General features: G+C 70.0%; 21 protein-coding genes. 15 read left to right on the top strand and 6 right to left on the bottom strand.

The window, feature by feature from the left end; translation table 11 throughout:
• Positions 1–8: 8 nt before the first annotated feature.
• From A3G1_RS0121095 to A3G1_RS0121070, 6 genes are all read left to right on the top strand, one after another.
• Complete coding sequence (locus A3G1_RS0121095; protein WP_018351472.1) at positions 9–3,035, top strand: ATP-dependent helicase; 3,027 nt, start codon at positions 9–11, stop codon at positions 3,033–3,035.
• 26 nt (positions 3,036–3,061) lie between these two features.
• Positions 3,062–3,988 (top strand): hypothetical protein, encoded by a 927-nt coding sequence (locus A3G1_RS0121090; protein ID WP_018351471.1) that lies wholly within the window; start codon positions 3,062–3,064, stop codon positions 3,986–3,988.
• Positions 3,989–4,050: 62 nt separating this feature from the next.
• Positions 4,051–5,346, top strand: a complete 1,296-nt coding sequence (locus tag A3G1_RS0121085; protein WP_018351470.1) for a M16 family metallopeptidase — start codon at positions 4,051–4,053, stop codon at positions 5,344–5,346.
• Positions 5,343–6,650: a M16 family metallopeptidase gene (locus A3G1_RS0121080; protein ID WP_018351469.1), complete on the top strand. Its 1,308-nt coding sequence runs from the start codon at positions 5,343–5,345 to the stop codon at positions 6,648–6,650. Before A3G1_RS0121085 ends, A3G1_RS0121080 begins: the two co-directional genes overlap by 4 nt.
• A 46-nt stretch (positions 6,651–6,696) precedes the next feature.
• Entirely contained in the window at positions 6,697–7,503 is an 807-nt protein-coding gene (gene nudC, locus A3G1_RS0121075) for an NAD(+) diphosphatase (protein WP_018351468.1), read from the top strand.
• A gap of 282 nt (positions 7,504–7,785) precedes the next feature.
• Complete coding sequence (locus A3G1_RS0121070; protein ID WP_018351467.1) at positions 7,786–8,340, top strand: LPXTG cell wall anchor domain-containing protein; 555 nt, start codon at positions 7,786–7,788, stop codon at positions 8,338–8,340.
• 84 nt (positions 8,341–8,424) lie between these two features.
• Here A3G1_RS0121070 and A3G1_RS0121065 read toward each other — a convergent pair whose 3' ends face one another.
• Both A3G1_RS0121065 and A3G1_RS0121060 read right to left on the bottom strand, forming a co-directional pair.
• Positions 8,425–8,766: a VOC family protein gene (locus A3G1_RS0121065; protein WP_018351466.1), complete on the bottom strand. Its 342-nt coding sequence runs from the start codon at positions 8,764–8,766 to the stop codon at positions 8,425–8,427.
• Between the two features lie 220 nt (positions 8,767–8,986).
• Positions 8,987–9,232 carry a mycoredoxin gene (locus A3G1_RS0121060; RefSeq protein ID WP_018351465.1) on the bottom strand — a complete coding sequence of 82 codons (246 nt, stop codon included), beginning with the start codon at positions 9,230–9,232 and terminating at the stop codon, positions 8,987–8,989.
• Between the two features lie 95 nt (positions 9,233–9,327).
• On the opposite strand from A3G1_RS0121060, the gene A3G1_RS35975 reads away from it, so the two are divergent.
• The 5 genes from A3G1_RS35975 (at position 9,328) to A3G1_RS40670 (ending at position 12,915) form a co-directional block, all read left to right on the top strand.
• Positions 9,328–11,442: an ATP-dependent DNA helicase UvrD2 gene (locus A3G1_RS35975; RefSeq protein WP_051110624.1), complete on the top strand. Its 2,115-nt coding sequence runs from the start codon at positions 9,328–9,330 to the stop codon at positions 11,440–11,442.
• Positions 11,443–11,539: 97 nt separating this feature from the next.
• Complete coding sequence (locus A3G1_RS0121050) at positions 11,540–11,896, top strand: hypothetical protein (protein ID WP_157641262.1); 357 nt, start codon at positions 11,540–11,542, stop codon at positions 11,894–11,896.
• Between the two features lie 113 nt (positions 11,897–12,009).
• The gene (locus A3G1_RS0121045) at positions 12,010–12,318 is read left to right on the top strand and encodes a WhiB family transcriptional regulator (protein WP_018351462.1); all 309 of its coding nucleotides are present in this window, start codon (positions 12,010–12,012) and stop codon (positions 12,316–12,318) included.
• Between the two features lie 53 nt (positions 12,319–12,371).
• Positions 12,372–12,515, top strand: coding sequence for a hypothetical protein (locus A3G1_RS40675; protein ID WP_018351461.1), 144 nt, complete (start codon positions 12,372–12,374; stop codon positions 12,513–12,515).
• 169 nt (positions 12,516–12,684) lie between these two features.
• Positions 12,685–12,915 carry a hypothetical protein gene (locus A3G1_RS40670; protein WP_157641261.1) on the top strand — a complete coding sequence of 77 codons (231 nt, stop codon included), beginning with the start codon at positions 12,685–12,687 and terminating at the stop codon, positions 12,913–12,915.
• On the opposite strand, the gene A3G1_RS0121035 is transcribed toward A3G1_RS40670, so the two are convergent.
• From A3G1_RS0121035 to A3G1_RS41180, 3 genes are all read right to left on the bottom strand, one after another.
• Positions 12,881–14,194 carry an ABC1 kinase family protein gene (locus A3G1_RS0121035; RefSeq protein ID WP_018351460.1) on the bottom strand — a complete coding sequence of 438 codons (1,314 nt, stop codon included), beginning with the start codon at positions 14,192–14,194 and terminating at the stop codon, positions 12,881–12,883. The two genes, A3G1_RS40670 and A3G1_RS0121035, sit on opposite strands and share 35 nt — an antisense overlap.
• Positions 14,195–14,211: 17 nt before the next feature.
• The gene (locus tag A3G1_RS35970; RefSeq protein WP_018351459.1) at positions 14,212–15,252 is read right to left on the bottom strand and encodes a hypothetical protein; all 1,041 of its coding nucleotides are present in this window, start codon (positions 15,250–15,252) and stop codon (positions 14,212–14,214) included.
• Between the two features lie 208 nt (positions 15,253–15,460).
• On the bottom strand, positions 15,461–15,622 hold the full coding sequence (locus tag A3G1_RS41180) for a DUF5679 domain-containing protein (RefSeq protein WP_018351458.1): 162 nt from the start codon (positions 15,620–15,622) through the stop codon (positions 15,461–15,463).
• 291 nt (positions 15,623–15,913) lie between these two features.
• Here A3G1_RS41180 and A3G1_RS0121020 point away from each other — a divergent pair, with 291 nt between their 5' ends.
• Positions 15,914–16,438, top strand: coding sequence for a M48 metallopeptidase family protein (locus tag A3G1_RS0121020; protein WP_026212348.1), 525 nt, complete (start codon positions 15,914–15,916; stop codon positions 16,436–16,438).
• Between the two features lie 10 nt (positions 16,439–16,448).
• Positions 16,449–17,021: a hypothetical protein gene (locus A3G1_RS0121015; RefSeq protein WP_026212347.1), complete on the top strand. Its 573-nt coding sequence runs from the start codon at positions 16,449–16,451 to the stop codon at positions 17,019–17,021.
• Here the strand turns inward: A3G1_RS0121015 and A3G1_RS35965 are convergent.
• Positions 16,972–18,231 (bottom strand): zinc-dependent metalloprotease, encoded by a 1,260-nt coding sequence (locus A3G1_RS35965; RefSeq protein WP_018351455.1) that lies wholly within the window; start codon positions 18,229–18,231, stop codon positions 16,972–16,974. The genes A3G1_RS0121015 and A3G1_RS35965 overlap by 50 nt on opposite strands.
• Before the next feature lie 78 nt (positions 18,232–18,309).
• On the opposite strand from A3G1_RS35965, the gene A3G1_RS0121005 reads away from it, so the two are divergent.
• Together A3G1_RS0121005 and A3G1_RS0121000 are read left to right on the top strand one after the other, a co-directional pair.
• Entirely contained in the window at positions 18,310–19,344 is a 1,035-nt protein-coding gene (locus tag A3G1_RS0121005) for a YlbL family protein (protein ID WP_026212346.1), read from the top strand.
• 96 nt (positions 19,345–19,440) lie between these two features.
• Positions 19,441–22,362 carry a UPF0182 family membrane protein gene (locus tag A3G1_RS0121000; protein ID WP_083937049.1) on the top strand — a complete coding sequence of 974 codons (2,922 nt, stop codon included), beginning with the start codon at positions 19,441–19,443 and terminating at the stop codon, positions 22,360–22,362.
• The last annotated feature ends 79 nt before the right edge of the window (positions 22,363–22,441 follow it).

Raw genomic sequence — 22,441 nt, 5'->3', positions numbered from 1 at the left:
GGGGACGCGTGACCAACCCGGTCGAGGAGTCCGCGCACACCGTCCCAGCCCAGCGCCAGCCACGTACCCGTTTCACTCCCGAAGCCCTTGCCGCCCTGCTCCGGCTGCCTGCCCCCACCCCGCAGCAGTCGGCGATCATCGGGGCCGGCCCGCAGCCGCTGCTGATCGTCGCCGGTGCCGGGTCGGGCAAGACGGAGACGATGGCGGCCCGCGTGCTCTGGCTCATCGCGAACGAGCATGTCCGCCCGGAGGAGATCCTCGGCCTCACGTTCACCCGCAAGGCAGCTGGCGAGCTGGGTGCCCGGATCCGCCGCAGGCTCGGCCAGCTCGCCGCGCGGCTGGGCGGGGCCGACGACCTGCTGGCCGGCGAGCCGATGATCGCCACGTACGACGCGTACGCCGGCCGGATCCACGCAGAGCACGGGCTGCGCGGCGGCTACGAGCCGAGTACCCGGCTGATCACCGAGGCAGAGCGCTGGCGGTACGCCGACGCCGTCGTCCGCGCGCATGACGGCGACATGTCCGAGGTGGACTACACGCCGGGCAAGGTCACCGACGCCGTGCTCCAGCTCGCCGGCGACCTGGCGGCCCAGCTCCGTACGCCGGCCGACCTCGAAGCGTTCCAGGCCAGCCTCCCGGCGCTCCGTGGCCGGGCGGCCGAGCAGGTCCAGCGGGCGCGGCGGCAGCTCGTGCCACTCGTCGCCGAGTACCAGCGGCGGATCACCGATGCCGAGGTCATGGCGTTCGGCGACCAGCTGTACCGGGCGGCACTCCTGGCACGGGATCACGCGGAGGTGCGGGCGGCGGAGCGGGCCAGGTACAAGGTCGTGTTGCTCGACGAGTACCAGGACACGAGCCACGGCCAGTTCGTCCTGCTCCATTCCCTGTTCGGCGACGGGCACCCGGTGACGGCGGTCGGCGACCCGGCCCAGGCCATTTACGGCTGGCGTGGCGCGAGCGCCGGTACCCTCGCCAGATTCGAGCGGGCTTTCAACGCCGAGCGCAAGGAACTCAGCATCAGCTGGCGCAACCAGCCCGGCATTCTCACCGCCGCGAACGAGATTTCCGCGCCACTCACCAGCGCCGCGACACTCAGCCCCGGCCGTGAGGACAATGGCGTATCACCAGTCCATTGTGCACTCCATCTCACCCAGGAAGACGAGGCCGCCTGGATCGCCGACCGGATCGACCGCGCACTCCGCAGCGACTGGACCGGCGAACGCAAACTCACCGCGGCGGTGCTTGTCCGTAAACGAGCCCAGATGCCCCTCATCGAGGCGGCTCTGAAAGCGAAAGGACTTCCCGTCGAGGTCATCGGCCTGGGCGGTCTGCTCGACACTCCAGAAGTCATGGACGTGCTCAGCACCCTGCGGGTCCTCGCTGATCCTGCGGCGGGCGGCGCACTGCTGCGGCTCCTGACCGGCCCGCGCTGGCGGATCGGCCCCCGCGACATCGTCGCCCTCTACCGGCATGCCCGTGACCAGGCCGAACCCTCCCTCGTCGTCGCGCTGGACGACCTGGGCGACGCTGAGTTCTCCGCCGAGGGCCGTCTGCGCCTCGAACGATTCGGCGCGGAACTCCGCCTGCTGCGCCACAGGCTCGACCGGGCGCTGCCGGACCTGGTCGCCGACATCATCCGCACCATCGGGCTCGATATCGAAGTCGTGCTCCGCGAGACACCAGACGGCCAGGCTCACCTCGCCGAACTCGCGGACGTGGCCGCACGGTTCGCCGCAGATTCCACCGCGCCCAACGTTCGCGGTTTCCTGTCTTATCTGGATGCAGCAGCCCGTGAGGAACGCGGCCTCGAACCAGGTGCCGTCGAAGTCGCCGACGACGCGGTCCAGATCGTCACGGTGCACAGCGCCAAGGGCCTGGAATGGGACATCGTGGCCGTCGCGGGCCTCAATCACGGGCAGTTCCCAGATCCGGCGGGCCGGGCTGATTCCTGGCTGCACGGCGTCGGCGTGCTCCCTTTCCCCCTCCGGGGCGACGCCGAGGAACTCCCGGCCTTCCAAGGCAAGATAAAGGACTTCGACGCCGCATGGCGGGCGCATGGCGAGACAGAGGAACGCCGGCTCGCCTATGTCGCCGTCACGCGCGCCCGGGATCTGCTTTTCTGCTCGGGCTACCGGTGGTCGGCCAGCCGCACCCGGCCGTACGAGATCAGTGAATTCCTGAAAGAGATCAGCCTGCACGCCACAGTGGACACCTGGGCAGCTGATCCCGGTGGCGACAATCCGCTCCGGCAGAGCCGGGCGAGTGCCATCTGGCCACAGGACCCGTTGCCACTCGATCGCCGCCGGGCGCTTTCGGCTGGTGCCGGCCTGGTGCGTTCTTTTCTCGGTACGCGGAAAGAATTGCCCGCAGAACTCCAGATGCTCCTCGCCGAACGCAATCGCCGGATGACCGACCCCGGATCTGTCGCGTTGCCGGCCCGCCTCACCGTCTCCCAGCTCGTCAAGCTGGCGCACTCCCCGGCGGAGCTGGCCCGCAGCCTGCGCCGCCCGATGCCGGAACGCCCGGCCCCGCAGGCCCGCCGTGGCACGGCATTCCACACCTGGCTCGAACGCCGCAATGGCGGGGCGGATTCGCTGTTCGACATGGACGACCTTCCGGGCGCGGCTGACGCCGACGAGGCGCCCGACGCGCATTTCGAGGAACTGCGCGCGGCATTCGAAAGCAGTGAATGGGCCAATCGTGAGGCCTATGCCGTCGAGGTGCCGTTCTCGACAATGGTCGGCGGCGTACTGCTCCGTGGCCGGATGGACGCCGTCTATTCCACTGAGGACGGTTACGAGGTCGTCGACTGGAAGACCGGCCGCGTCCCGTCCGGCCCCGCCGCGCAGGCCGCAGCCGTCCAGCTCGCCGCGTACCGCCTGGCCTGGGCCGAGCTGACCGGCACCGCCCTGGGCCAGGTCAGCGCGGCCTTCCACTACGTCCGCGACAACATCACCGTCCGTCCGGTCGACCTGCTCGACGCCGCAGGCCTCGCCGCGTTGATCACGGACGTGCACGCCGAACCGGGGGAGTAGCGCGAGGCTGGCACACTGGGTAGGTCATGACTGCCAAGGACTCGCCTTGGGCCGGTGGGGACGGCGAGGTCATCCTGCCGCCCAGCCCGGCCCCGGCACCGCCGACCGATGCGCCAGCGCGCACCGGTCTCGTCACGTTCCCCGCGAGGGCCACCTCCGCCGCACCTCCGCCGGACAAGCCTGACAAGCCGGAGAAGCCGGGCGGCAACAGCAACCGCAAGGCGCTGATGTGGTTCGGCGGCGGCGCGGCGGCGATCCTCGCGATCGGGGTCGTGGTCGTCCTGTCCATGATCCTGACCGGCAACACGTCGCCACTCGGCTCGCAGGCCAAGAACGGCCCCGACCGCAGGCCACCGCTGGCGAAGCTGTGCCCGCCGCCGACCTCGTACGCCGAGCCGAACGGTGAGGTGCCACCGGTCCCGCCGGGCCCGCGCACCGTCGACGACAAGGCGCGCATCTCCTACAAGCAGTTCGGCGCGCCCTGGCAGCCCTGGCAGGAGACGTGGTCGGCGGGCACGCTCAAGGTCGAGTACCGGATCGGCCAGAGCTTCGTGACCGAGCGCTACTCGGGTGGCACCTACTACGCGTCGATCCTGTCCGGTTCGGTCCCGGCGACGGCCAACGACGGCACCCAGCTCGACCTGAAGTGCACCGGCCGCCAGGTCGCCGCCGACGCCCGCGCCTCGTACTATCCCCAGCCGAACACGATGGAGACGATCCGGGACGAGGCGGCCACGCTAGGCGGCAGGCCGGCCTGGGTCAGCAAGTTCCGCCTCAAGTTCGACAACTCCAAGCGCGGGCTGACCGCCAAGGACGAACTTGTCGTGATCGCGATGATCGACGTCGGCAGCCCAGAAGCCGCCGTGCTGTACGTGTCGATCCCTGGCACTCACAAGCAATACGACGCGGTCGCCGACGAAGTACTGGAATCGGTCCGCCCGCACTTCAAGTAGGCGGCGTTCACGACCCGTCTGGCTGGGCGCCAAAACCGGCCGGCACGCGCTAGGGTCACAGGGTGCGTATCCCAGCCACGACATACCCCGTCGCGCGTTTCACCCTGGGCAACGGCCTTCGTGTCGTGCTCACCCAGGACAAGTCGGCCCCAGTCGTCGGGGTCGCCGTCGTCTACGACGTGGGGATCAGATCAGAGCCGGAAGGGCGGACCGGTTTCGCCCACCTCTTCGAGCACCTGATGTTCCAGGGTTCGGAGAATCTGGAGAAGCTCGCCCACTTCCGGTATATCCAGGGGTCCGGCGGCACCTTCAACGGCTCGACCCATTTCGACTACACCGACTACTTCGAGGCGCTGCCTTCCGGCGCGCTGGAGCGGGCACTTTTCCTGGAAGCCGACCGGATGCGCAAGCCGAGCCTCACCGAGGAGAATCTGCGCAACCAGATCGACGTCGTCAAGGAAGAGATCCGGGTCAATGTGCTGAACCGGCCGTACGGCGGGTTCCCGTGGCTGCGTATCCCGCCGGTCATGTTCGACACGTTCGCCAACGCCCATGACGGCTACGGCTCGTTCGTCGACCTGGAGTCGGCGACGGCTCCCGACGCCGAGGAGTTCTTCGCCGAGTACTACGCGACCGGCAACGCCGTCCTCGCCGTCTCCGGCGACTTCGACGTCGACGAGTGCCGCGCGATGGTCGAGAAGCACTTCGGTGACATCCCGGGCCGCCCGGCCCCGGCCAGGCCCGACTTCTCCGAGCCGGACCTGACCGAGGAGCGCCGCGGCTCGATCACCGACCCGATGGCCCCGCTCCCCGCGCTGGCTATCGCGTGGAAGGTGCCGGACCCGATCAACGACTTCGCCGCGTACCTGCCGTTCGTGGTCCTCGCCGAGGTGCTCACCGACGGCGACGCCTCCCGGCTGCACGAGCGGCTGGTCCTGCGCGACCGGTCGGCGACGAGCATCAGCGGCTACATCGGCTTCCACGCCGAGCCCTTCGGGGTCCGTGACCCCACGGCGCTGATCCTCCAGGCGTTCCTCCCGCAGGGCGGCGACGTGGACAAGATCCTCAGCACCGTGGACGAGGAAGTCGAGCGGCTGGCCTCGGGCGGCCTCGCCGACGGCGAGCTGAGCCGGGTGCAGGCCCGGATGGCCACCCACCTGCTCCGCGAGCTGGACTCGCTGGTCAACCGGGCGCTGCTCATGGCGGTCGTCGAGCAGCAGCGCGGCGACGCCTCCCTCGTCAACGACCTGCCGAGGCTGATCGGTGAGGTCACGGCGGAGCAGGTCGTCGCGGCAGCCAGCACCCTCCGCCCGCAGCGCCGGGTCAGCATCGAGGTCATTCCAGGAGTAGAGGCATGAAGGCAGTCCCACCGCTGACCCCGTCCGGCCCGCTGGTCATGCCGGAGCGCGCTGACCGCACCCTGCCGAACGGGCTGAAGGTGACCGCGATGCGCCGTTCCTCGGTGCCGCTGGCCGAGATCCGGCTCCGGGTGCCGTTCGCCCGGGCCGACCTGGCCAACGGCCAGGTGCTCGGCAGCACGCTGCTGTCCGGCACGGAGACGATGAGCGTCGTCGACATCGCCGCGGAGCTGCAGGCTGTCGGCGGCGGCCTCAGCGCCGGCGCGGACGCCGACTGGCTGGCCGTCTCCGGCAACTCCCTCGTGGACGGTCTCGACCGGCTGCTGGAGCTGCTGGCAGGCTCGCTGACCGGCGCGGTCTACCCGGCCAACGAGGTGCAGACCAACCGCGAGCGCATCGCCGACCGGATCGCCGTGGCCCGCAACCAGCCGGCCCACCTGGTCCGCGCCGCACTCCTCAAGCGGATGTACCCGGGTCACCCCTACGCGATCCAGACCCCGGAGCCCGAGGCCGTCCGCGCCGCGGAGACCGCGGCCCTGGCCGAGCTGCACGCCGCCCGGGTCCGCCCCGACGGCGCGATCCTGGTGATCGTGGCCGACATGGATCCGGAGAAGGCACTCGACTCCGTGGAGCGCGCGCTCGGCGGCTGGGCCTCCGGCGCCGAGCTGGTCACCCTGCCGTCAGCCCCGGAGCTGACCGGCGGCCCGGTGACCCTGGTCGACCGGCCGGGTTCCGTGCAGTCCTCGATCCGGGCCGCGATGACCACCGTGCACCGGACCAGCCCGGACCACGCCCCGCTGAGCCTGGTCAACATGATCTACGGCGGCTACTTCTCGTCCCGCCTGGTCGAGAACATCCGGGAGAGCAAGGGCTACACCTACTCGCCGCACTCGGGCATCGAGCACGCCCAGGCCAGCTCGGCCATGATCATCGCGGCGGACGTGGCGACGGAGGTGACCGGCCCCGCCCTGATGGAGATCATGTACGAGCTGGGCCGCCTGTCCCTCCTCGCCCCGTCGGAGGAGGAGCTGGAGCAGGCCCGGCAGTACTCGCTCGGCACGCTCCGGCTGGGCATGGCCACCCAGGCCGGCCTCGCGAGCCTCACGATGACCCTGGCGTCCTCCGGCCTGCAGGCCGGGTGGCTGGAGGGGCACCTGGAGCGGTTGGCGACGGTCAGCAGGGAAGAGGTGGCCGACTGCGCCCGCCGGTACCTGGCTCCGACCAACGCCGCGTACGTGGTCCTGGGCGAGGCCTCCACGATCGAAGCCCCGCTGTCGTCCTGGACCCAGGTCGCCAGGGCCTGACGGCAAGCAGTACGTGGTAAGCGGCAGAGCAAAGGAAGTCAGTACGGTGATCGACCGGCAGGAACACCGGCGGGAAGACCCGTCCTGGCTGGCCGGGGCCTGGGGCCGGGCCCGCGTCCTGGCCGTCCACGACGGACGGCTGGCGTGGCTGCCCGGCCCCGAGGCCGCGCCGCCCGGCGAGCGGATCTTCCTCGGGCTCGCCGAGGACAAGACGCCGTGCTTCGCGGTTCTCGCCGAGGTCGAGGGCATGCTCCCGCTCCGGGAGGTGCTCATGGAGTGCGACCGGGACCACGACGACCGTGACCTGATCTGCTCGGCGGCCGCCCTGGCCGGCTGGCGCGAGTCGCACCGCTACCACCCCGGTACTGGCGAGCCGATCAGCCCCGCCATGGCTGGCTGGGTGCAGCGCACCGAGAAGGGCGAGCTGGTCTGGCCCCGGATCAACCCGGCGGTACTCGTCCTGATCCACGACGGCGTACCGGGGCCCGAGGGCCGCCTGCTCCTGTCCCGCAACGTCGCCCGCCCGCCGGACTTCCGGTCCATCACGGCAGGCTTCGTGTCACCGGGGGAGTCCCTGGAGACCACAGTGGCCAGGGAGAGCTTCGAGGAGCTGGGCGTCACGGTCCGCGACGTCCGGTACCACTCCAGCGAGAGCTGGCCCTTCAACGGCGAGATGATGATCGGCTTCGTCGCGCTGGCCGACCCGCAGCAGTCGCTGGTACTCGATCCGGCGGAGATCGCCGAAGCCGCCTGGTACACCAGGGCCGAGATGCTGGCCAGGGACTTCACCGTCCCTTCCCGAGTGTCGATCTCGGGCGTGATGATCGAGGAATGGCTCGACGGCCAGATCTGAGAGTGGCCCTATCCGAAGCCAGGTTCAGACGGCTGTAACGCTTGTCGGCACAACCCCGATAAGGCAGCGTTGCAGTCTGTCCGGAGGTGTGTAGTGCGCGCTCGTCTGCTGGTTGCCGCTGCTGCGGGGATCGCGGTGCTGGGGATCTCGTCCCCCGCGCTGGCCAACCAGACCATCAACATTAACCCTGGCAATATCGGTCCAAATGGTACCACTGCCGCAAGCTGGCCGGAAAACAAGGGCTGCGAACCGTTCGGCCAGTCGGCCACTCAGGACGGCTGGGTGTTCATCCTCCCCGGCGGCAGCGGCGAGTTCGTCTCGGTGACCGCGACGTTCCGCAAGCTGGACGGCACCACGACCACGGTCACCAGCACCAACAAGACCACCGACAACGGGAAGGCCGACAAGGTCTGGATGCAGACCCCCGTCGGCTGGGCGCTGATCCAGCCCACCACCGCCGTGGTCACCGACGACGCCAAGTCGGACAAGTTCAACCTGACCCACACCTGCGCGGCCGGTGGCGGCAGCACGCCGACCCCGACGCCGACCGGCACGAAGCCGACCACCCCGACCCCGACGCCGTCGACCTCGGCGAGCACGACGGCGACCCCGTCCTCGCCGGGCGCCACCCCGAGTGGCACCAAGCCGGCCGAGAGCACCCCGGCCCCGACCGGCAGCACCACCGTCCCGCCGGTCACCGAGCCGTCCGGCGGTAACCTGCCGACCACCGGTATCGCCCTGACCGGCCTGTTCGCCGCAGCCGGTGCCGCGCTGGCCGCCGGCCTGTTCATGCGCTCGGTGCGCCGCCGCCGGGTCGAGACGGTCCTGCCGGAGTAAGTACCGGAGTAACACCCCTCAGCAATGCCGCTGCCCTGCGCCGGAGGTCCCGCCGGCGCAGGGCAGCACTGCGTTGGAAGCGGCTCAGGAAGGCTGTAGCAGCCCGATCGGGTTCCCGTCCGTGTCCCGCACGGTCGCGATCAGCTTGCCGCCGCCCACGTCCCGCACGTCGTCCACGAGGACCCCGCCAGCCTCCACCAGGGCAGCCACCACCGCACGCACATCAGCGACGTGCCAGTACGCCACCGGCCCGGTCATGCCTTTCCCGAATCCGTTCGGGTCGAGCCCCACCTCGACCCCGCCGTCGGAGAACCCGGCGTAGTACGCCTCATCCGTATGCGGCTCACCCAGCAACACCGCGTACACGGCCTTGGCCGCAGCCAGGTCCTTCACCGGGTACACGACGGTCTTCACGCCATCAGTCACGACAATCTCCCAGGTCAGACACAGGCCAGCTGCCCGTGCTCACCCTGAAGACACCGCCAGCGGCCACAACGTGACCACAACCCCAACCCCAAACCCTTTTTCTTGTACCTGCGCCGGCCCGCCCCAGCCCGCACCACCCGCCCCGGCTGCCCGGCAGAGCCATCAGCACAGCGAACAGCCCGGGAACCATCCGGTTCCCGGGCTGCGTGCGAGGGCTCGGTCAGCGGGCCGCGATCGCGGCGAGCTGCTCCTTGACCTGGACGATCGTGGGGTTGGTCATGGCCGTGCCGTCAGCGAACCGGATGGTCGGGACCGTCTGGTTGCCGCCGTTGACGCTCATGACGAACTCGGCGTCGGCCGGCGAGTTCTCGATGTCGATGATCGTGTATTCGAGCCCTTCGCGGTCGAACTGCGACTTGAGCCGCCGGCAGTATCCGCACCACTCCGTGGAGTACATCGTCAGCATCTGTTTGACCTCCTGAGTCGCCAACGCTATCGGGGTCAACAACCACGGGGGAAGAGTGCTGCCCGGCTGTGGCGAGAGCCACGTGCCGGCCGGGCCTGACACAATCGGCAACCGTGGACGACGTACTCGCAGGACTCGACGAGGAGCAACGCGCAGCAGTAACCGCACCGGCAGGCCCGGTGTGCATCCTCGCGGGGGCGGGCACCGGTAAGACCAGGGCGATCACGCACCGCATCGCGTACCGGGTCCGCTCCGGCCAGGTGAAGGCGCAGCAGGTGCTGGCCGTCACGTTCACCTCCCGTGCGGCGGCCGAGCTGCGTGCCCGGCTGGGAGCGCTGGGCGCCGGTGGCGTGGCGGCCCGTACGTTCCACGCCGCGGCCCTCCGCCAGCTCCGGTACTTCGCCCCGCGCATCTTCAACGGCCGTGCCATGCCCGAGCTGGTCGACTCCAAGGCCCGCCTCCTGCTGCCCGCCGCGGCGAAGCTCGGCCACCGCGGGGACCGCACGCTGGCCCGCGACCTGGCGAGCGAGATCGAGTGGGCGAAGTCCTCGCTGGTCGAGCCGGGGGACTACCCGGCTGCCGCCGCGAAGGCCGAGCGCGACCTGCCACTGGCCGCCGAACAGCTCGCCGCGATCTACGCCGAGTACGAGAAGGTGAAGCGCGCAGCCGGGCTCATCGACTTCGAGGACGTGCTCCGGGGTGCCGCCTGGGCGATCGAGGAGCACCCGGACGTCGCCGAGCAGATCCGCTCGCAGTACCGGCACTTCGTCGTCGACGAGTACCAGGACGTGAACCCTGTCCAGCAGCGCCTCCTCGAAACCTGGCTGGCCGGCCGGGACGACCTGACGGTGGTCGGCGACGCGAGCCAGACCATCTACTCGTTCACCGGCGCCACCTCCGGGTACCTGGTCGACTTCCCGCGCCGTCACAAGAACGCGACTGTTATCCGTCTCGTCCGCGACTACCGCTCGACGCCGCAGGTCGTCTCGCTGGCCAACGCGGTGATCAGCCAGGCGCGCGGCCCGGAGGCCCGGCTCCGCCTGGAACTCGTCGGCCAGCGACGGCCCGGCCCCGAGCCGGAGATCCGCGACTTCCTCGACGAGCCCTCCGAAGCGGCGGCCGTTGCCAACCGCTGCTCGGCCCTGATCGCCGGCGGCGTGGCCCCCAGTGAGATCGCGGTGCTGTTCCGGATCAACGCGCAGTCCGAGGTGTACGAGGGCGCGCTGGCCGAGGCCGGCGTCCCGTATGTCCTCCAGGGCGCTGAGCGGTTCTTCGAGCGGGGTGAGGTCCGGCAGGCGATGGTGGCCCTGCGCGCCGCCACCCGCACCGCCGACCCGGAGGCCCCGCTCGTCCCCACCGTCGCCGAGGCCCTCGACGCCGTCGGCTGGCGCTCGGAGAACCCGCCGTCCGGCGGCGCGGCCCGTGAGCGCTGGGAAGCCCTGTCCGCCCTCGTCGGCCTCGCAGAGGAGTTCGACTTCGGTACTCCGCTCGGTGACTTCTGCGCGGAGCTCGACCGGCGGGCAGCGGCCCAGCACGCCCCGACCGTCGAGGGCGTGACCCTCGCTTCCCTGCACGCCGCCAAGGGGCTGGAGTGGGACGCGGTGTTCCTCGTCGGGCTGGCCGAGGGCACTCTGCCGACCACGTACGCGCGGACGTGGTCGGCACTGGAGGAGGAACGCCGCCTCCTGTACGTGGGCATCACCCGGGCCCGCGAGCAGCTCTGGCTGTCGTGGGCGGCGGCGCGGGCGGCTGGCGGCCGGGCGAGCCGGAGGCCGAGCCGGTTCCTGCCGTCCACCGGGTCGACGGCGGCAACGAGCTCTTCCGGGTACAAGAAAAAGGATCGGACGGCGGCGAAGACCATCTCGTGCCGCGTCTGCGGCGTGACCCTGATGGACGCCGCGGAACGCAAACTCGGCAGATGTGCGACATGTCCTTCCAGCATGGACGAACAGATCTACGAGCAACTGCGTGATTGGCGGGCCGAGACGGCCGCAGCCGCGAAGGTTCCGGCCTATGTGGTGTTCACCGATGCCACGCTCGTCGCGATCGCCGAGCAGCTGCCGACCACGGAGAGTGAGCTGGTCGGGATCGCGGGTATCGGACCGCGCAAACTGGGCCTCTACGGCGAGGCGGTATTGGCGCTGGTGGCCGGTAAGTCCGTTGCCGCTCCGGCGGCCGGAAAAACTCGTGATAACGAGGCCGTAAATTAGGTTGCGAGCCCCCGAGCAGGGGGCATAGCCTTCACACGTCGCGTCGGGCGTGTTCTGGCTGCGGCAGTCTTGTCCGGATCGGGAGAAAGAGCAGGAGGTGGAGACAGTGGAGATCATCAAGAACATCAGCGTCGTTGCGTTCGACAACGTTACGGCGAAGCTGTCCCTGCTGGCTGCCCCCATGCCGATCCCGGCTCACGCCACCACTGGGTCCTCCGTGACTCCGTGGTCCGCGTCTGCCCCGGCGGTCCCGGCTGGCTTCGGCACCAGCGGGCTCACCGTCCGCGGACTCGACACCGAGAGTGGCAAGCGTGAAGGCGGCGCTTTCCTGGCCGGCGCTGGTAACCCGGTTCTGGGCACCAGTGGCTTCGGCAAGCGTGATGAGCAGGTCCTGACGGCCCAGCGGCCGGGGGCGTACAAGGGCGGGATTCCGCCTCGAGGGAGTAAAGCCTGACAGACAGGCTTATGGCTCACCTCGAGGCCGCGGAACCCGACAACCGGGATCCGCGGCCTTATTTGTTACCCAAGTGTTCAATGTGGAACGAGACAGAAAGAGGTGAACCGGGCATGAGCCTGGCGTTGGTCCCCGTGGAACGGGCCATCGACACCGAGCGTGACGACCTGCCGTGCCGGAGCAACGACCCCGACCTGTGGTTCGCGGAGTCGCCGGCCGACCTGGAGAACGCGAAGTCCTTCTGCGGCGCCTGTCCCGTCAAGGTGGAATGCCTTGCCGGTGCGCTGGAGCGGCAGGAGCCCTGGGGCGTCTGGGGCGGAGAGATCTTCGAGCGCGGCACCGTAGTACCGCGGAAGCGGCCCCGTGGCCGTCCGCGTAAGGAAGACCTGGCCCGCGACGCGGCGCTCCGCGCGGCGGCGTAGGCAACCAGCAAGAACCCCGTAACACCAAGACTTGAAGTAGCTAAGGAAAAGACATGAACCAGGAATTCGGCCAGATCAGCCAACTTCAGTACGAAGCGATGAGCCGGGCTCGAATGCCCAAGGCTGCGCCGGTCCGCCAGGGGGCGGCCCGTGCAGCCCGTCGCATCGCCATGTGGGTCGCGAAGCAGGCCCAGTAGTACCACCCTCCCCCTATATCCACACCGCCCGTCCCGGCCACAGCGCCGGGGCGGGCGTTTCGCTTTCCGGGGGGTTTCGGCGCGCTGTCGGGGATGGGACACGCCGGAGTGGATTCATTCACGGCGCGGGTACCGGATGCCGGGAGCTGCCAGGCGTAACGTCGCCCACATGGGGGACGAGGAAATTGTCCATTGCGTACTGTGCGGGCAGCAGGCGGTAGCCCCGCCGCTCGACGGCTGGGTGCTGCACCCGGCCGAGGGCCTGTGGCTGTGCGGCTGGTGTACCCGGGCCAATGTGACCGCGATCGAATCCGGCAGGCCGTTCGCCGAGGGGCGCGTGCCGGCCCCTCCCGTCTCGGCTCAGGTCACTCGTCAGCGAAGCCGGGCAGCCATTCCGTGAGGACGGCCCGGTAGGGCGCCTTCGCCTCGAGCTGGCACAGCACGCCGATCGAGCCCAGCGTCACCCGGTGGATCAGCAGGTACGAGGGCGGCAGGTTGAGCTGCTTGCCGAGGGAGTACGCCGGGCTCTTCGGGTTGGCCAGCCGGGTCGCCTCCCCGCGCAGCCAGGCCCGGGAGAACTGGAACTCGTCTGCGGCGATCGGGTCGAGCATCGGCCGCAGGTAGCCGAGGACGGCCTCGGCGTCGACGTCCACGTCCGGCTTGACGAAGCCCTCGGAGCGCAGACCGGCCAGCACGGCGTCGGCGTCTCCGGCCAGCGCGAGGCGGGTGAGGCGGCCGATCGGCTCCGGGTGGCCCTCGGGCAGCCGCGCGCAGGCCCCGAAGTCGAGGACGCCGAGCCGGCCGTCGTCGAGCAGCCGGAAGTTGCCCGGGTGCGGGTCGGCGTGCAGGAGGCCCGCCCGCGCCGGGCCGGAGAAGTGCAGGGTGGACATCCGCAGGCCGGCCAGGTTCCGCTGGTCGGGCGTGCCGTTCGCGATGATCTGGGAGAGCGGCGTGCCGGTCATCCACTCGGTGACGATCACGTGCGTGCTGGCCTCGACGACCTGCGGGACGAAGATCTCCTCGTCGCCCTCGTACGCCTCGGCGAAGGCCCGCTGTGTCTGCGCCTCCAGCTCGTAGTCGAGCTCCTCGACGACCCGCTCGCGCAGCTCGGTGAGCAGCGGCTTCACGTCCAGCCCCGGCTGGAGGATCTTGAACAGCGCCGCGAACCTGCTGAGCTGGTTGAGGTCGGCGACCAGCGCGTCGCCAGCGCCCGGGTACTGGACCTTGACGGCGACGTCGCGGCCGTCGGACCACACGGCGCGGTGTACCTGGCCGATGCTGGCCGCGGCCGAGGGCGTGTCGTCGAACTCCTGGAACCTGCTCCGCCAGTCCTTGCCCAGCTCCGCGGCCAGTACCTTGTGGACGGTCGCGGCCGGGAGCGGCGGGGCTGCCTCCTGGAGCTTGGTCAGCGCCTGCCGGTACGGCCCGGCGACCGCCTCGGGGAGTGCCGCCTCGAAGACGCTCAGCGCCTGGCCGAGCTTCATCGCCCCGCCCTTGAGCTGGCCGAGCACGCTGAACAGCTGCTCGGCCGTGCGCTGCTGGATCTCCTCGTTGATCACCTCGGAGGCGAGGCCGGTGACCCGCTTGCCCAGGCCGAGGACAGCCCGCCCGGCGAAACCGAGCGGCAGGGACGCGAGCTTGGCTGTCCGCGAGATCGCGCGGCGCGGGATGTCGGTCACCCGCCCATTGTCCCCGGTCATCCCCTGATGTGCCGCCCGCCCCGGTCGCGTTGGCAGTCACAATCCGGATGCGGGTGCCACCTGCGGCTGCGCGAGCGGCCGTCGGGGGACCACGTGACGGTCCGGCCGAGGGTTTCCGGTTGCGCGCCGTCGATCTCCGCAAGGGCCTGAGCTGCGGCGTAACCGCTGGCGAGCATGGCCAGCGCCGTTTCGCAGGCCTCCGATGGTGTACCGGAGGTGGCGAGCTGGGCGGCCAGTGCCGGCCAGGCCGGGTCGGCTGCCGCCCGGTGCAGGTCGAGGCAGCGCAGGCACGGGCCGCCGGAGCCGGGGCGTACCAGCGGGCCGACGAGGACGTGGCCGTCGCGGATGCTGAGCGGCAGGACGGGAGCCCGGCGGCGGGAGGCCGCGAGTGTGATCAGGGTCGCGGGCTGGCCGGTGTGCCCGGCGAGGACGAAAAGAGTGGTACCGGAATTCCGCGTCGGACTCGTCTCCCCGGCTGCCCGGCGGATCGCGTCGGCTGCCGCCGCGGCCCTGGGGCGGCCGTGGTCGCTGGTGAGCAGGCCGCCGACCGTGGCGTCCGAGCGGCGTACGCGGCCGGTGAGCTGGGTGCTGACCTGCCCCGTACCGGCCATGGCGAGCGCGGCGGCTATCGGTACGGCGAGGCGGTCCTCACCGAGGATCCGCACGGTGGCGCGGCGCCGGCGGGCGAGTGTCGTGCCGGGGTCTGCGCGCAGCGCGAGGGCCAGTGCCTCGGGATGCAGGGAACGGGCTGCCCGTTTGTCCAGCTCGGCTGGCAGGAGTGCCTTCCCGTCGCGGAGCAGGCCGGTCTCGCGTACGGCGTCGAGCAGCCGGTCGGCGCTGTGCTCGGGCAGGCTGTGACGGCGGGCGGCCCGGCGCAGGTCGGTGAGCGTGTGGTTGCCGTCGAACAGCTCCAGCAGCCGGGCCACGCCGGGCTCGTCCAGGGTCAGGACGTGTGCGCGGGCCGGGTCGGAGCCGAGCTGGACTGTGCCAGTGTCCCGCCAGAGCCGCCGGACTGAGGGAGGGAGGAGGGGTCTCATGCCCTCAGCGTGCCGGGGTCTGGCGGGGCGGGCCGAAGTTGTCCACAGGGCTGGCGGGGGTGGGGCCGGCTGTCCACAGCGGCACGCCAGGTTGTCCACAGGACTGGCAGGGTGAGTGTCGGGCAGGCGACCCGTTACTCGGGGTTGATCAGTACCCGGGGGCGGCCGTGGAGGTGGCCGTCCCCCGCTGGGTACCGGATCAAGGGTTTTACGCCTTGGCGGCGGCCTTGCCCAGGATGCGGTTCATCTTGGTGCCGCACACCGGGCAGGTGCCCTTCGCCATGTTCATCCCGGTCTTGGAGACCTCGACGGTGCCCTCGAAGTCCCGCTTCTCCTTGCACTTCACGCAGTAACCGTTGTACGTGGCCACGAAGCCCCTCCTCAGATTGCTTACCCCGGTCGCGGGTCGCGACCACCGGTCCGGCGGACAGTACCCACTTCGCGCGGGTGAAGCGTCAGCGCCATGTCGACACTGTGAGGAAGTCGACGCCGTGAGTCTGCCCTGCTCAGTGACCGTAGCTCGCCCGTTGGACCCGGGACACGCCGAGTATGTCTAATTTTTGACAATTTGCGGGACTTAACGGGCATCAGCTGGCAATCGGCTTGACAATTTCACCGGGAAAGTCTTGGAGCACGGGCGGTAACCGGTTAGCGTGCCCTAGTGGCACACCGGAGGCCAGACGTCGAGGTACGGCGCAGTGATCGCCGCCGGCGCACGGTGTCCGCCTACCAGGACGGCGACCGGATCGTCGTGCTCATTCCGAACCAGTTCAGCCGGGCTGAGGAACGCGAGTGGGTCGATCGGATGGTCGACCGGATCGCCGCCCGGGGGCAGCGCCGGCACCGCAGCGACGACGAGCTGATGGAGCGCGCGGCCCAGCTGGCCCGCAGGTACCTGCCGGAGCTGCGGCGGGGGCCGGTGACCGTACGGTGGGTCACCAACCAGAACAGCCGCTGGGGCTCGTGCACCCCGGCCGAGCGCAGCATCCGGCTCTCCGCCCGGCTGCGCGGCATGCCGGAGTGGGTCGTCGACTACGTCCTGCTGCACGAGCTGGCCCACCTCGTCGTACCGGGGCACGGGCCGGAGTTCTGGGCGCTGGTGAGCCGCTACCCGAGGATGGAACGCGCCCAGGGGTACCTGGAAGGCGTCGCGGCGACAGCCGGGCTCGACCTCACAGAGGACTAGATTGGCGGGCATGACCCGTCGTTGCGTGATCCTGCTGCTCAGCCCCGTGACGTGGAGCCCGCCCGGTGTCGACCCCGGGGCGTGGCGGCTGGCGCTGGCCGAGGACTCCGCCGACCTGGTCAGCTCGCTGGCCGAGACCGACGCCGCCCTCGCCTACCCCTTCGGTGACCGGGCGCTCGCCGAAGCCGTGTCCTGGCCGGGCATGCCGCTGTACGAGGCCGACACGCCGGCCGGGGCGCTGAACGCTGCCGGGCGGGACGGCTACGACCAGGCCGTCGTCCTCGTACCCGACGCGCCGGACCTGCCGGCCATGCTCATCGGCAAGCTGCTCCGGCCGCTCGGCAGCTCACCGCTGGCTGTCGCGCCCGCCGTCACGGGCGGGCTGGTGGGGATCGCCGCGCGGCTCCCGTACACCGGAGAACTGTCCTTTGCGGACAACCCGCCCGAAGGCGCGGTGGTGACGGCGGGCTGGCACCGCCTGGGCTCACCGGAAGGACTGGGCAGGCTCGATCCGGCCCTGGAGGGCTGGGAGGCTACTCGTCTCCTTCTTTCTTCTCCTGCTCACCATCGGCAGGCTCGCTGAACAGGTCGCTGATGTCGGTGAAGTCACCGAGCGTCCGGCTGGCGAAGACCTCAGGGTCGGCGAAGTCGTCGTCGGTCGGCAGCAGGTCCGGGTGCTCCCAGATCGCGTCGCGGCCCTCGACCCCGCGCGCCTCGGCGAGCGCCGTCCACAGCGCGGTGGCCTCGCGCAGCCGGCGCGGCCGGAGCTGAAGCCCGACCAGGGTGGAGAAGGTCTGCTCCGCCGGGCCGCCGGCGGCCCGCCGGCGGCGGAAGGCCTCGCCGAGCCGGCCGGAGTCGGGCAGCCGGCTGGCGCACGCCCGGTCGACGACGTGGCAGACCCAGCCCTCGACCAGGGCGAGGATGGTCTCCAGCCTGCGGAGCGCCGCCTGCTGCTGCGGGTTGTCCTCCGGGGTGGCGAACATGCCTTCAAGCGACAGCTCCTGCATGCTCTCCGGGTTGCTCGGGTCGATCCGGCCCACGGCCTCCTCGACGGCCTCACGGTCGATGGTGATGCCGGAGGCGTACGACTCGACGGCGCCGAGCACGTGGGCACGCAGCCACGGCACGTGCCCGAACAGCCGCTGGTGGGCCGCCTCACGCAGCGCGACGTACAGCCGCAGCTCCTCCGCGTCGGTCTCCAGGCCCTCGCCGTACGCGGCGAGGTTGGCCGGGAGCAGTGCCGCGACCCCGGCCGGGCCGAGGGGGAGGCCGATGTCGCCGGCCGAGAGCACCTCGGAGGCCAGCTTGGCCAGCGCAGAACCGAGCTGCTGGCCGAACATCGCCCCTCCGAGCGAGCCGATCATCGCGGTCATCGGGCCGAGCTGGGCGCGGAGCTCCTCCGGTACGAGATCGCCGAGAGCCGACACCATCCGGGCCGCGAGCGGTTCACAGAGCGGGCGCCACACGTCGAGAGTGTTGTAGACCCACTCGTTGCGGGTCCACGCCACGGCCTGCTGCGCGCCGGACGGCAGGGAGGACTCGGGGTCGAGCCAGTGATCGGCGAGCTGGAGCGCCGATGCGACCGCGTCGCGCTCCGCCTGCGTCGGCTGCGGGTCCTCGCCGAGCTCCTGCACGGCGAGCTGACGGGCCAGATCCCAGTTGACCGGGCCGCCGCCGGACTGGGCGGCGAACATCTGCTGGAGCTGCGCCATGATCATGCGCATCTGGGGATCGTTCGGGTCCGGCAGTCCGCCGCCGGGCAGCCCGAAGCCGAATGGAGGGTTATCGCTCATGACTGCTCTCCGATCACGATCACGTCCCCAACGGTACGCGACCCTGGCGGGTGACTCGCTCGGCTAGTCTTGCCTGTCATGAGGCGCAGGGGTCTGACAGTAGTGGTCGGTGTCGTGCTGGTGGCGGTGCTCACCGGCGCCCTGCTCTGGATCAAGGTGCCGTACGTCGGGCTGAGCGCTGGCCCCACCGTCGACACCCTCGGCGTCCACGACAACTCCTCGGTCATCACCGTCTCCGAGCGCGACTCCTTCACGCCGAAGGGCCAGCTGAGGCTCACGACCGTCGGCGTCAGCCCGGGGATCAGCCTGCTCGACGCCATCTACTACTGGTTCGACGACGACACCGCCGTCGTGCCCAGGGATCTGGTGTACCCGCCGGACAAGTCCCAGAAGCAGGTCGACCAGGAAAACGTCGAGCAGTTCCAGCGTTCGCAGACGAGCGCGGAGACGGCGGCGCTGAAGAAGCTCGGGTACCCGGTCTTCGTCTCGGTGAAGGACGTCACGGCCGGTAAGCCCGCTGACGGCAAGCTGAAGTCCGGCGACCTGATCACGACGGTCGACGGGCAGCCGGTGAAGGACATCGCGACGACGGTGAAGACGATCAGGTCGAAGCCGGCCGGGTCGGCCTTCACGATCGGCTACACCCGGGGCGGTACGCCGGCCACGGTCAGCGTCACCTCCCAGGCCAACGAGAAGAACGAGCCGGCGATCGGCGTCGCGCTGGACACCATCCAGCCGCACCCGTTCAAGGTCACGGTGAAGCTGGACAAGATCGGCGGGCCGTCGGCCGGGCTGATGTTCAGCCTCGGCATCCTGGCGAAGCTCGACAACAAGGATCTGACCGGCGGGCACATCATCGCCGGTACCGGGACGATCGACGACGACGGCAAGGTCGGGCCGATCGGCGGCGTGGCCCACAAGATCGACGGCGCCAAGCGCGACAAGGCCAAGTTCTTCCTCACCCCCGCCGACAACTGCGCCGAGGCCGTCCGCAACGCCGTACCCGGCCTGCCGCTGGTCAAGGTGAGCACACTGGACGATGCGCTGGAGGCCCTGGCGGCGATCCGCGAGGGGCGACAGCCGGTCCTGTGTACGGCGGGTAGCGCGAAGTAACCCGTAGTCTGATAGTCAACTCAACTCCAGAGCAGGCAACTGGACTCCGGAGCCAGTAGGTACCTCAACTCCAGAGCTTGGAGCACCGAAGTGTCGATGCGTACTCCGATCCCGAGGGTCAGCAGGCGCGGACGGCGCATGATCGGCACGCTCGCCGTGCTGCTCGTGCTCACCACCGTGCTGAGCTGGGCCGTCGATGCCTACACCGACTGGCTGTGGTTCGACGAGGTCAAGTACACCAAGGTCTTCAGCCAGGTCCTCGAGACCCGGATCCTGCTGTTCACGCTGTTCGGGGCCGGCATGGCCCTGATCGTCGGCGGCAACCTGGCCCTCGCGTACCGGCTGCGGCCCCTGCTGCCGCCCAGCTCGCCCGCGCAGCGCACCCTGGACAGGTACCGCCTGGTGCTCAGCCCCCGGATCCGCTGGGTGACCGGCGGCCTCGCGGTACTGGTCGGCGTGCTGACCGGCCTGTCGGCCCAGGGCCACTGGCCGCAGTGGCTGCTGTTCCGCAACGGCGGCAGCTTCGGCGTGCCAGACCCGCAGTTCAAAGTGGACCTCGGTTTCTACGTCTTCGAGTACCCCTTCTGGCGTTACCTGCTGGGCGTCTGCTTCACCGCCATCGTGCTCTCCCTGATCGGCGCGCTGGCCCTCCACTACCTCTACGGCGGGGTGCGGCTGGAGGGCTCCGGCGACCGGATGTCCGCCGCCGCCCGGGCTCACCTCACGTCCCTCGTCGCGGTGTTCGTGCTCCTGAAGGCCGTCGCGTACTGGCTCGACCGGCGCGGCATGCTGCTCGGCCAGAACCAGAGCACGGACGTGGCCGGCGCCGGGTACACGGATATCAACGCCCTGCTGCCAGCCAAGGAGATCCTGGGCTGGATCTCGATCGTGGTGGCCATCGCGATCCTCGTCTTCTCCAACGCCGTCATGCGCAATCTGGTGTGGCCCGGTGCCGCCCTGGCCCTGCTCGGGCTGGCCGCCGTCGCGGTCGGTGGGATCTACCCGGCCGCCGTGCAGGCGATCGAGGTCAAGCCGAACAGCCGTGAGAAGGAAGCCTCGTACATCGAGCGGGCGATCAAGTCGACCAACTACGCGTTCGGGCTGGACGCGGCGAACAGGGTCAGATACGAGAACAAGTCACTGACCCCGCCGGCCGACCTCCAGAAGGACCCGAGCATCGGCAACGTCCGGCTGCTCGACCCGGCCGTCGTCTCGGAGACCTACACCCGGCTCCAGCAGGTCCGCGGATTCTACGACTTCGGGGCGAAGCTGGACATCGACCGGTACACGGTGGACGGCAAGACCCAGGACTACGTGGTCGGCGTCCGCGAGATCGACCCCGACAACCTCCGCGACAACCAGCGCAACTGGCAGAACCGGCACACCGTCTTCACCCACGGCTACGGCTTCGTGGGCGCCCCGGCCAACAAGGTCGTGTGCGGCGGCCAGCCGTACTTCTCCTCTGGCTTCCTCGACGACGGGAAGAACACCCAGAGCAGCGAGTGCGCGGACCGCAGCGACCAGATCCCGACCGACCAGCCCCGGGTGTACTACGGCGAGCTGATGACCGACTACTCGATCGTCGGCAAGAGCGGCAGCCGCTCCGACATCGAGTTCGACCGGCCGACGGCCGGCGAGGGCCAGACCAGCTTCACGTACGACGGCAAGGGCGGCGTGAAGGTCGACAACTTCTTCAGGAAGTCGGTCTTCGCGCTCAAGTACAAGGAAATGAACTTCCTGCTGTCGAGCGCGCTGAACGACAACTCGAAGGTGCTCTACATCCGCAACCCGCGTGACCGCGTGCAGAAGGCCGCGCCGTTCCTGACGGTCGACGGCGACCCGTACCCGGCGGTGGTCGGCAAGCGGATCGTCTGGATCGTCGACGGCTACACGACGTCGGCGACCGTGCCCTACTCGCAGAAGGTCGACCTGCGCGACGCCGCCAGCGACGCCCAGACCGGCAAGGGCACGACAGCCCAGGCCCGCCAGGACGTCAACTACATGCGCAACTCGGTGAAGGCCACGGTCGACGCCTACGACGGCACCGTGACCCTGTACGAGTGGGACTCCGCCGACCCGATCCTCAAGGCGTGGAACAAGGCCTTCGGCGGGGACCTGGTCAAGCCGCGCTCGGCGATCACGCCCGAGCTGGCCGACCACCTGCGCTACCCCGAGGACCTGTTCAAGGTGCAGCGCGACCTGCTGACCCGGTTCCACGTGAAGGACCCGCGGCAGTTCTTCTCCGGCGACAACCAGTGGCAGGTCCCCGAGGACCCGACCAAGGACGGCACGAACAAGTCGCCGCAGCCCGCGTACTACCTGATGACCCAGTTCCCCGGGCAGGCGAAGCAGACGTTCCAGCTCACGGCTTCGATGACCCCGCAGAAGCGCGACAACCTCGCGTCGATGCTCTCGGCGTACTACGCGCCGGACGGCAGTACCAAGATCGATATTTTGGAGATGGGTGACGTGCAGGGGCTCCTCGGCCCCGGCCTCGCCCAGCAGAAGCTGCTGAGTCATCCCGAGGCGACCAGGGACCTCGCCCTCTTCAACACCCCGCCCTCCAAGGCGATCAAGGGCAACCTGCTGACCCTCCCGATCGGCGGCGGCCTGCTCTACGTCGAGCCGCTGTACATCCAGGGCGGGGCGAGCACGCCGTACACGCAGATGAAGAAGGTGCTCGTCACGTACGGGCAGGGCGACTACGTCGGGTACGGCGACACGCTGGAGATGGCCCTGGCCCAGATCGTGACCCAGGCCGCGACCGGCAAGCCGACCACTCCGACGACCCCGCCTACGACGACACCACCCACGACACCGGCCACACCTGGGGCGACGCCGTCGCCGGGTACCAGCCCGCCGTCCGGGGACGTGGCGGCAGCCGTGGCCAAGATGCAGTCGGCGATCGACCGGGCCAAGACGGCACAGCAGGCCGGGGACTTCGAGGCGTACGGCAAGGCGCTGAAGGACCTCGACGCGGCGATCAAGGAGTTCGAGGCGGCTTCGAAGAAGCCTTGACCTGCGGGAACGCACGTCCGGCCGGGTTCTGTTGAGCCCGGCCGGACGTGTTTGCGGGACGCGGATGTACGGCGCGTGA

Origin of the sequence: Longispora albida DSM 44784, from assembly GCF_000379825.1 — a bacterium.
GTDB classification, from domain to species: Bacteria; Actinomycetota; Actinomycetes; order Mycobacteriales; family Micromonosporaceae; genus Longispora; species Longispora albida.
Note: the sequence above shows the minus strand (reverse complement) of the source record. Positions and strands in the feature narration are given on the sequence as shown.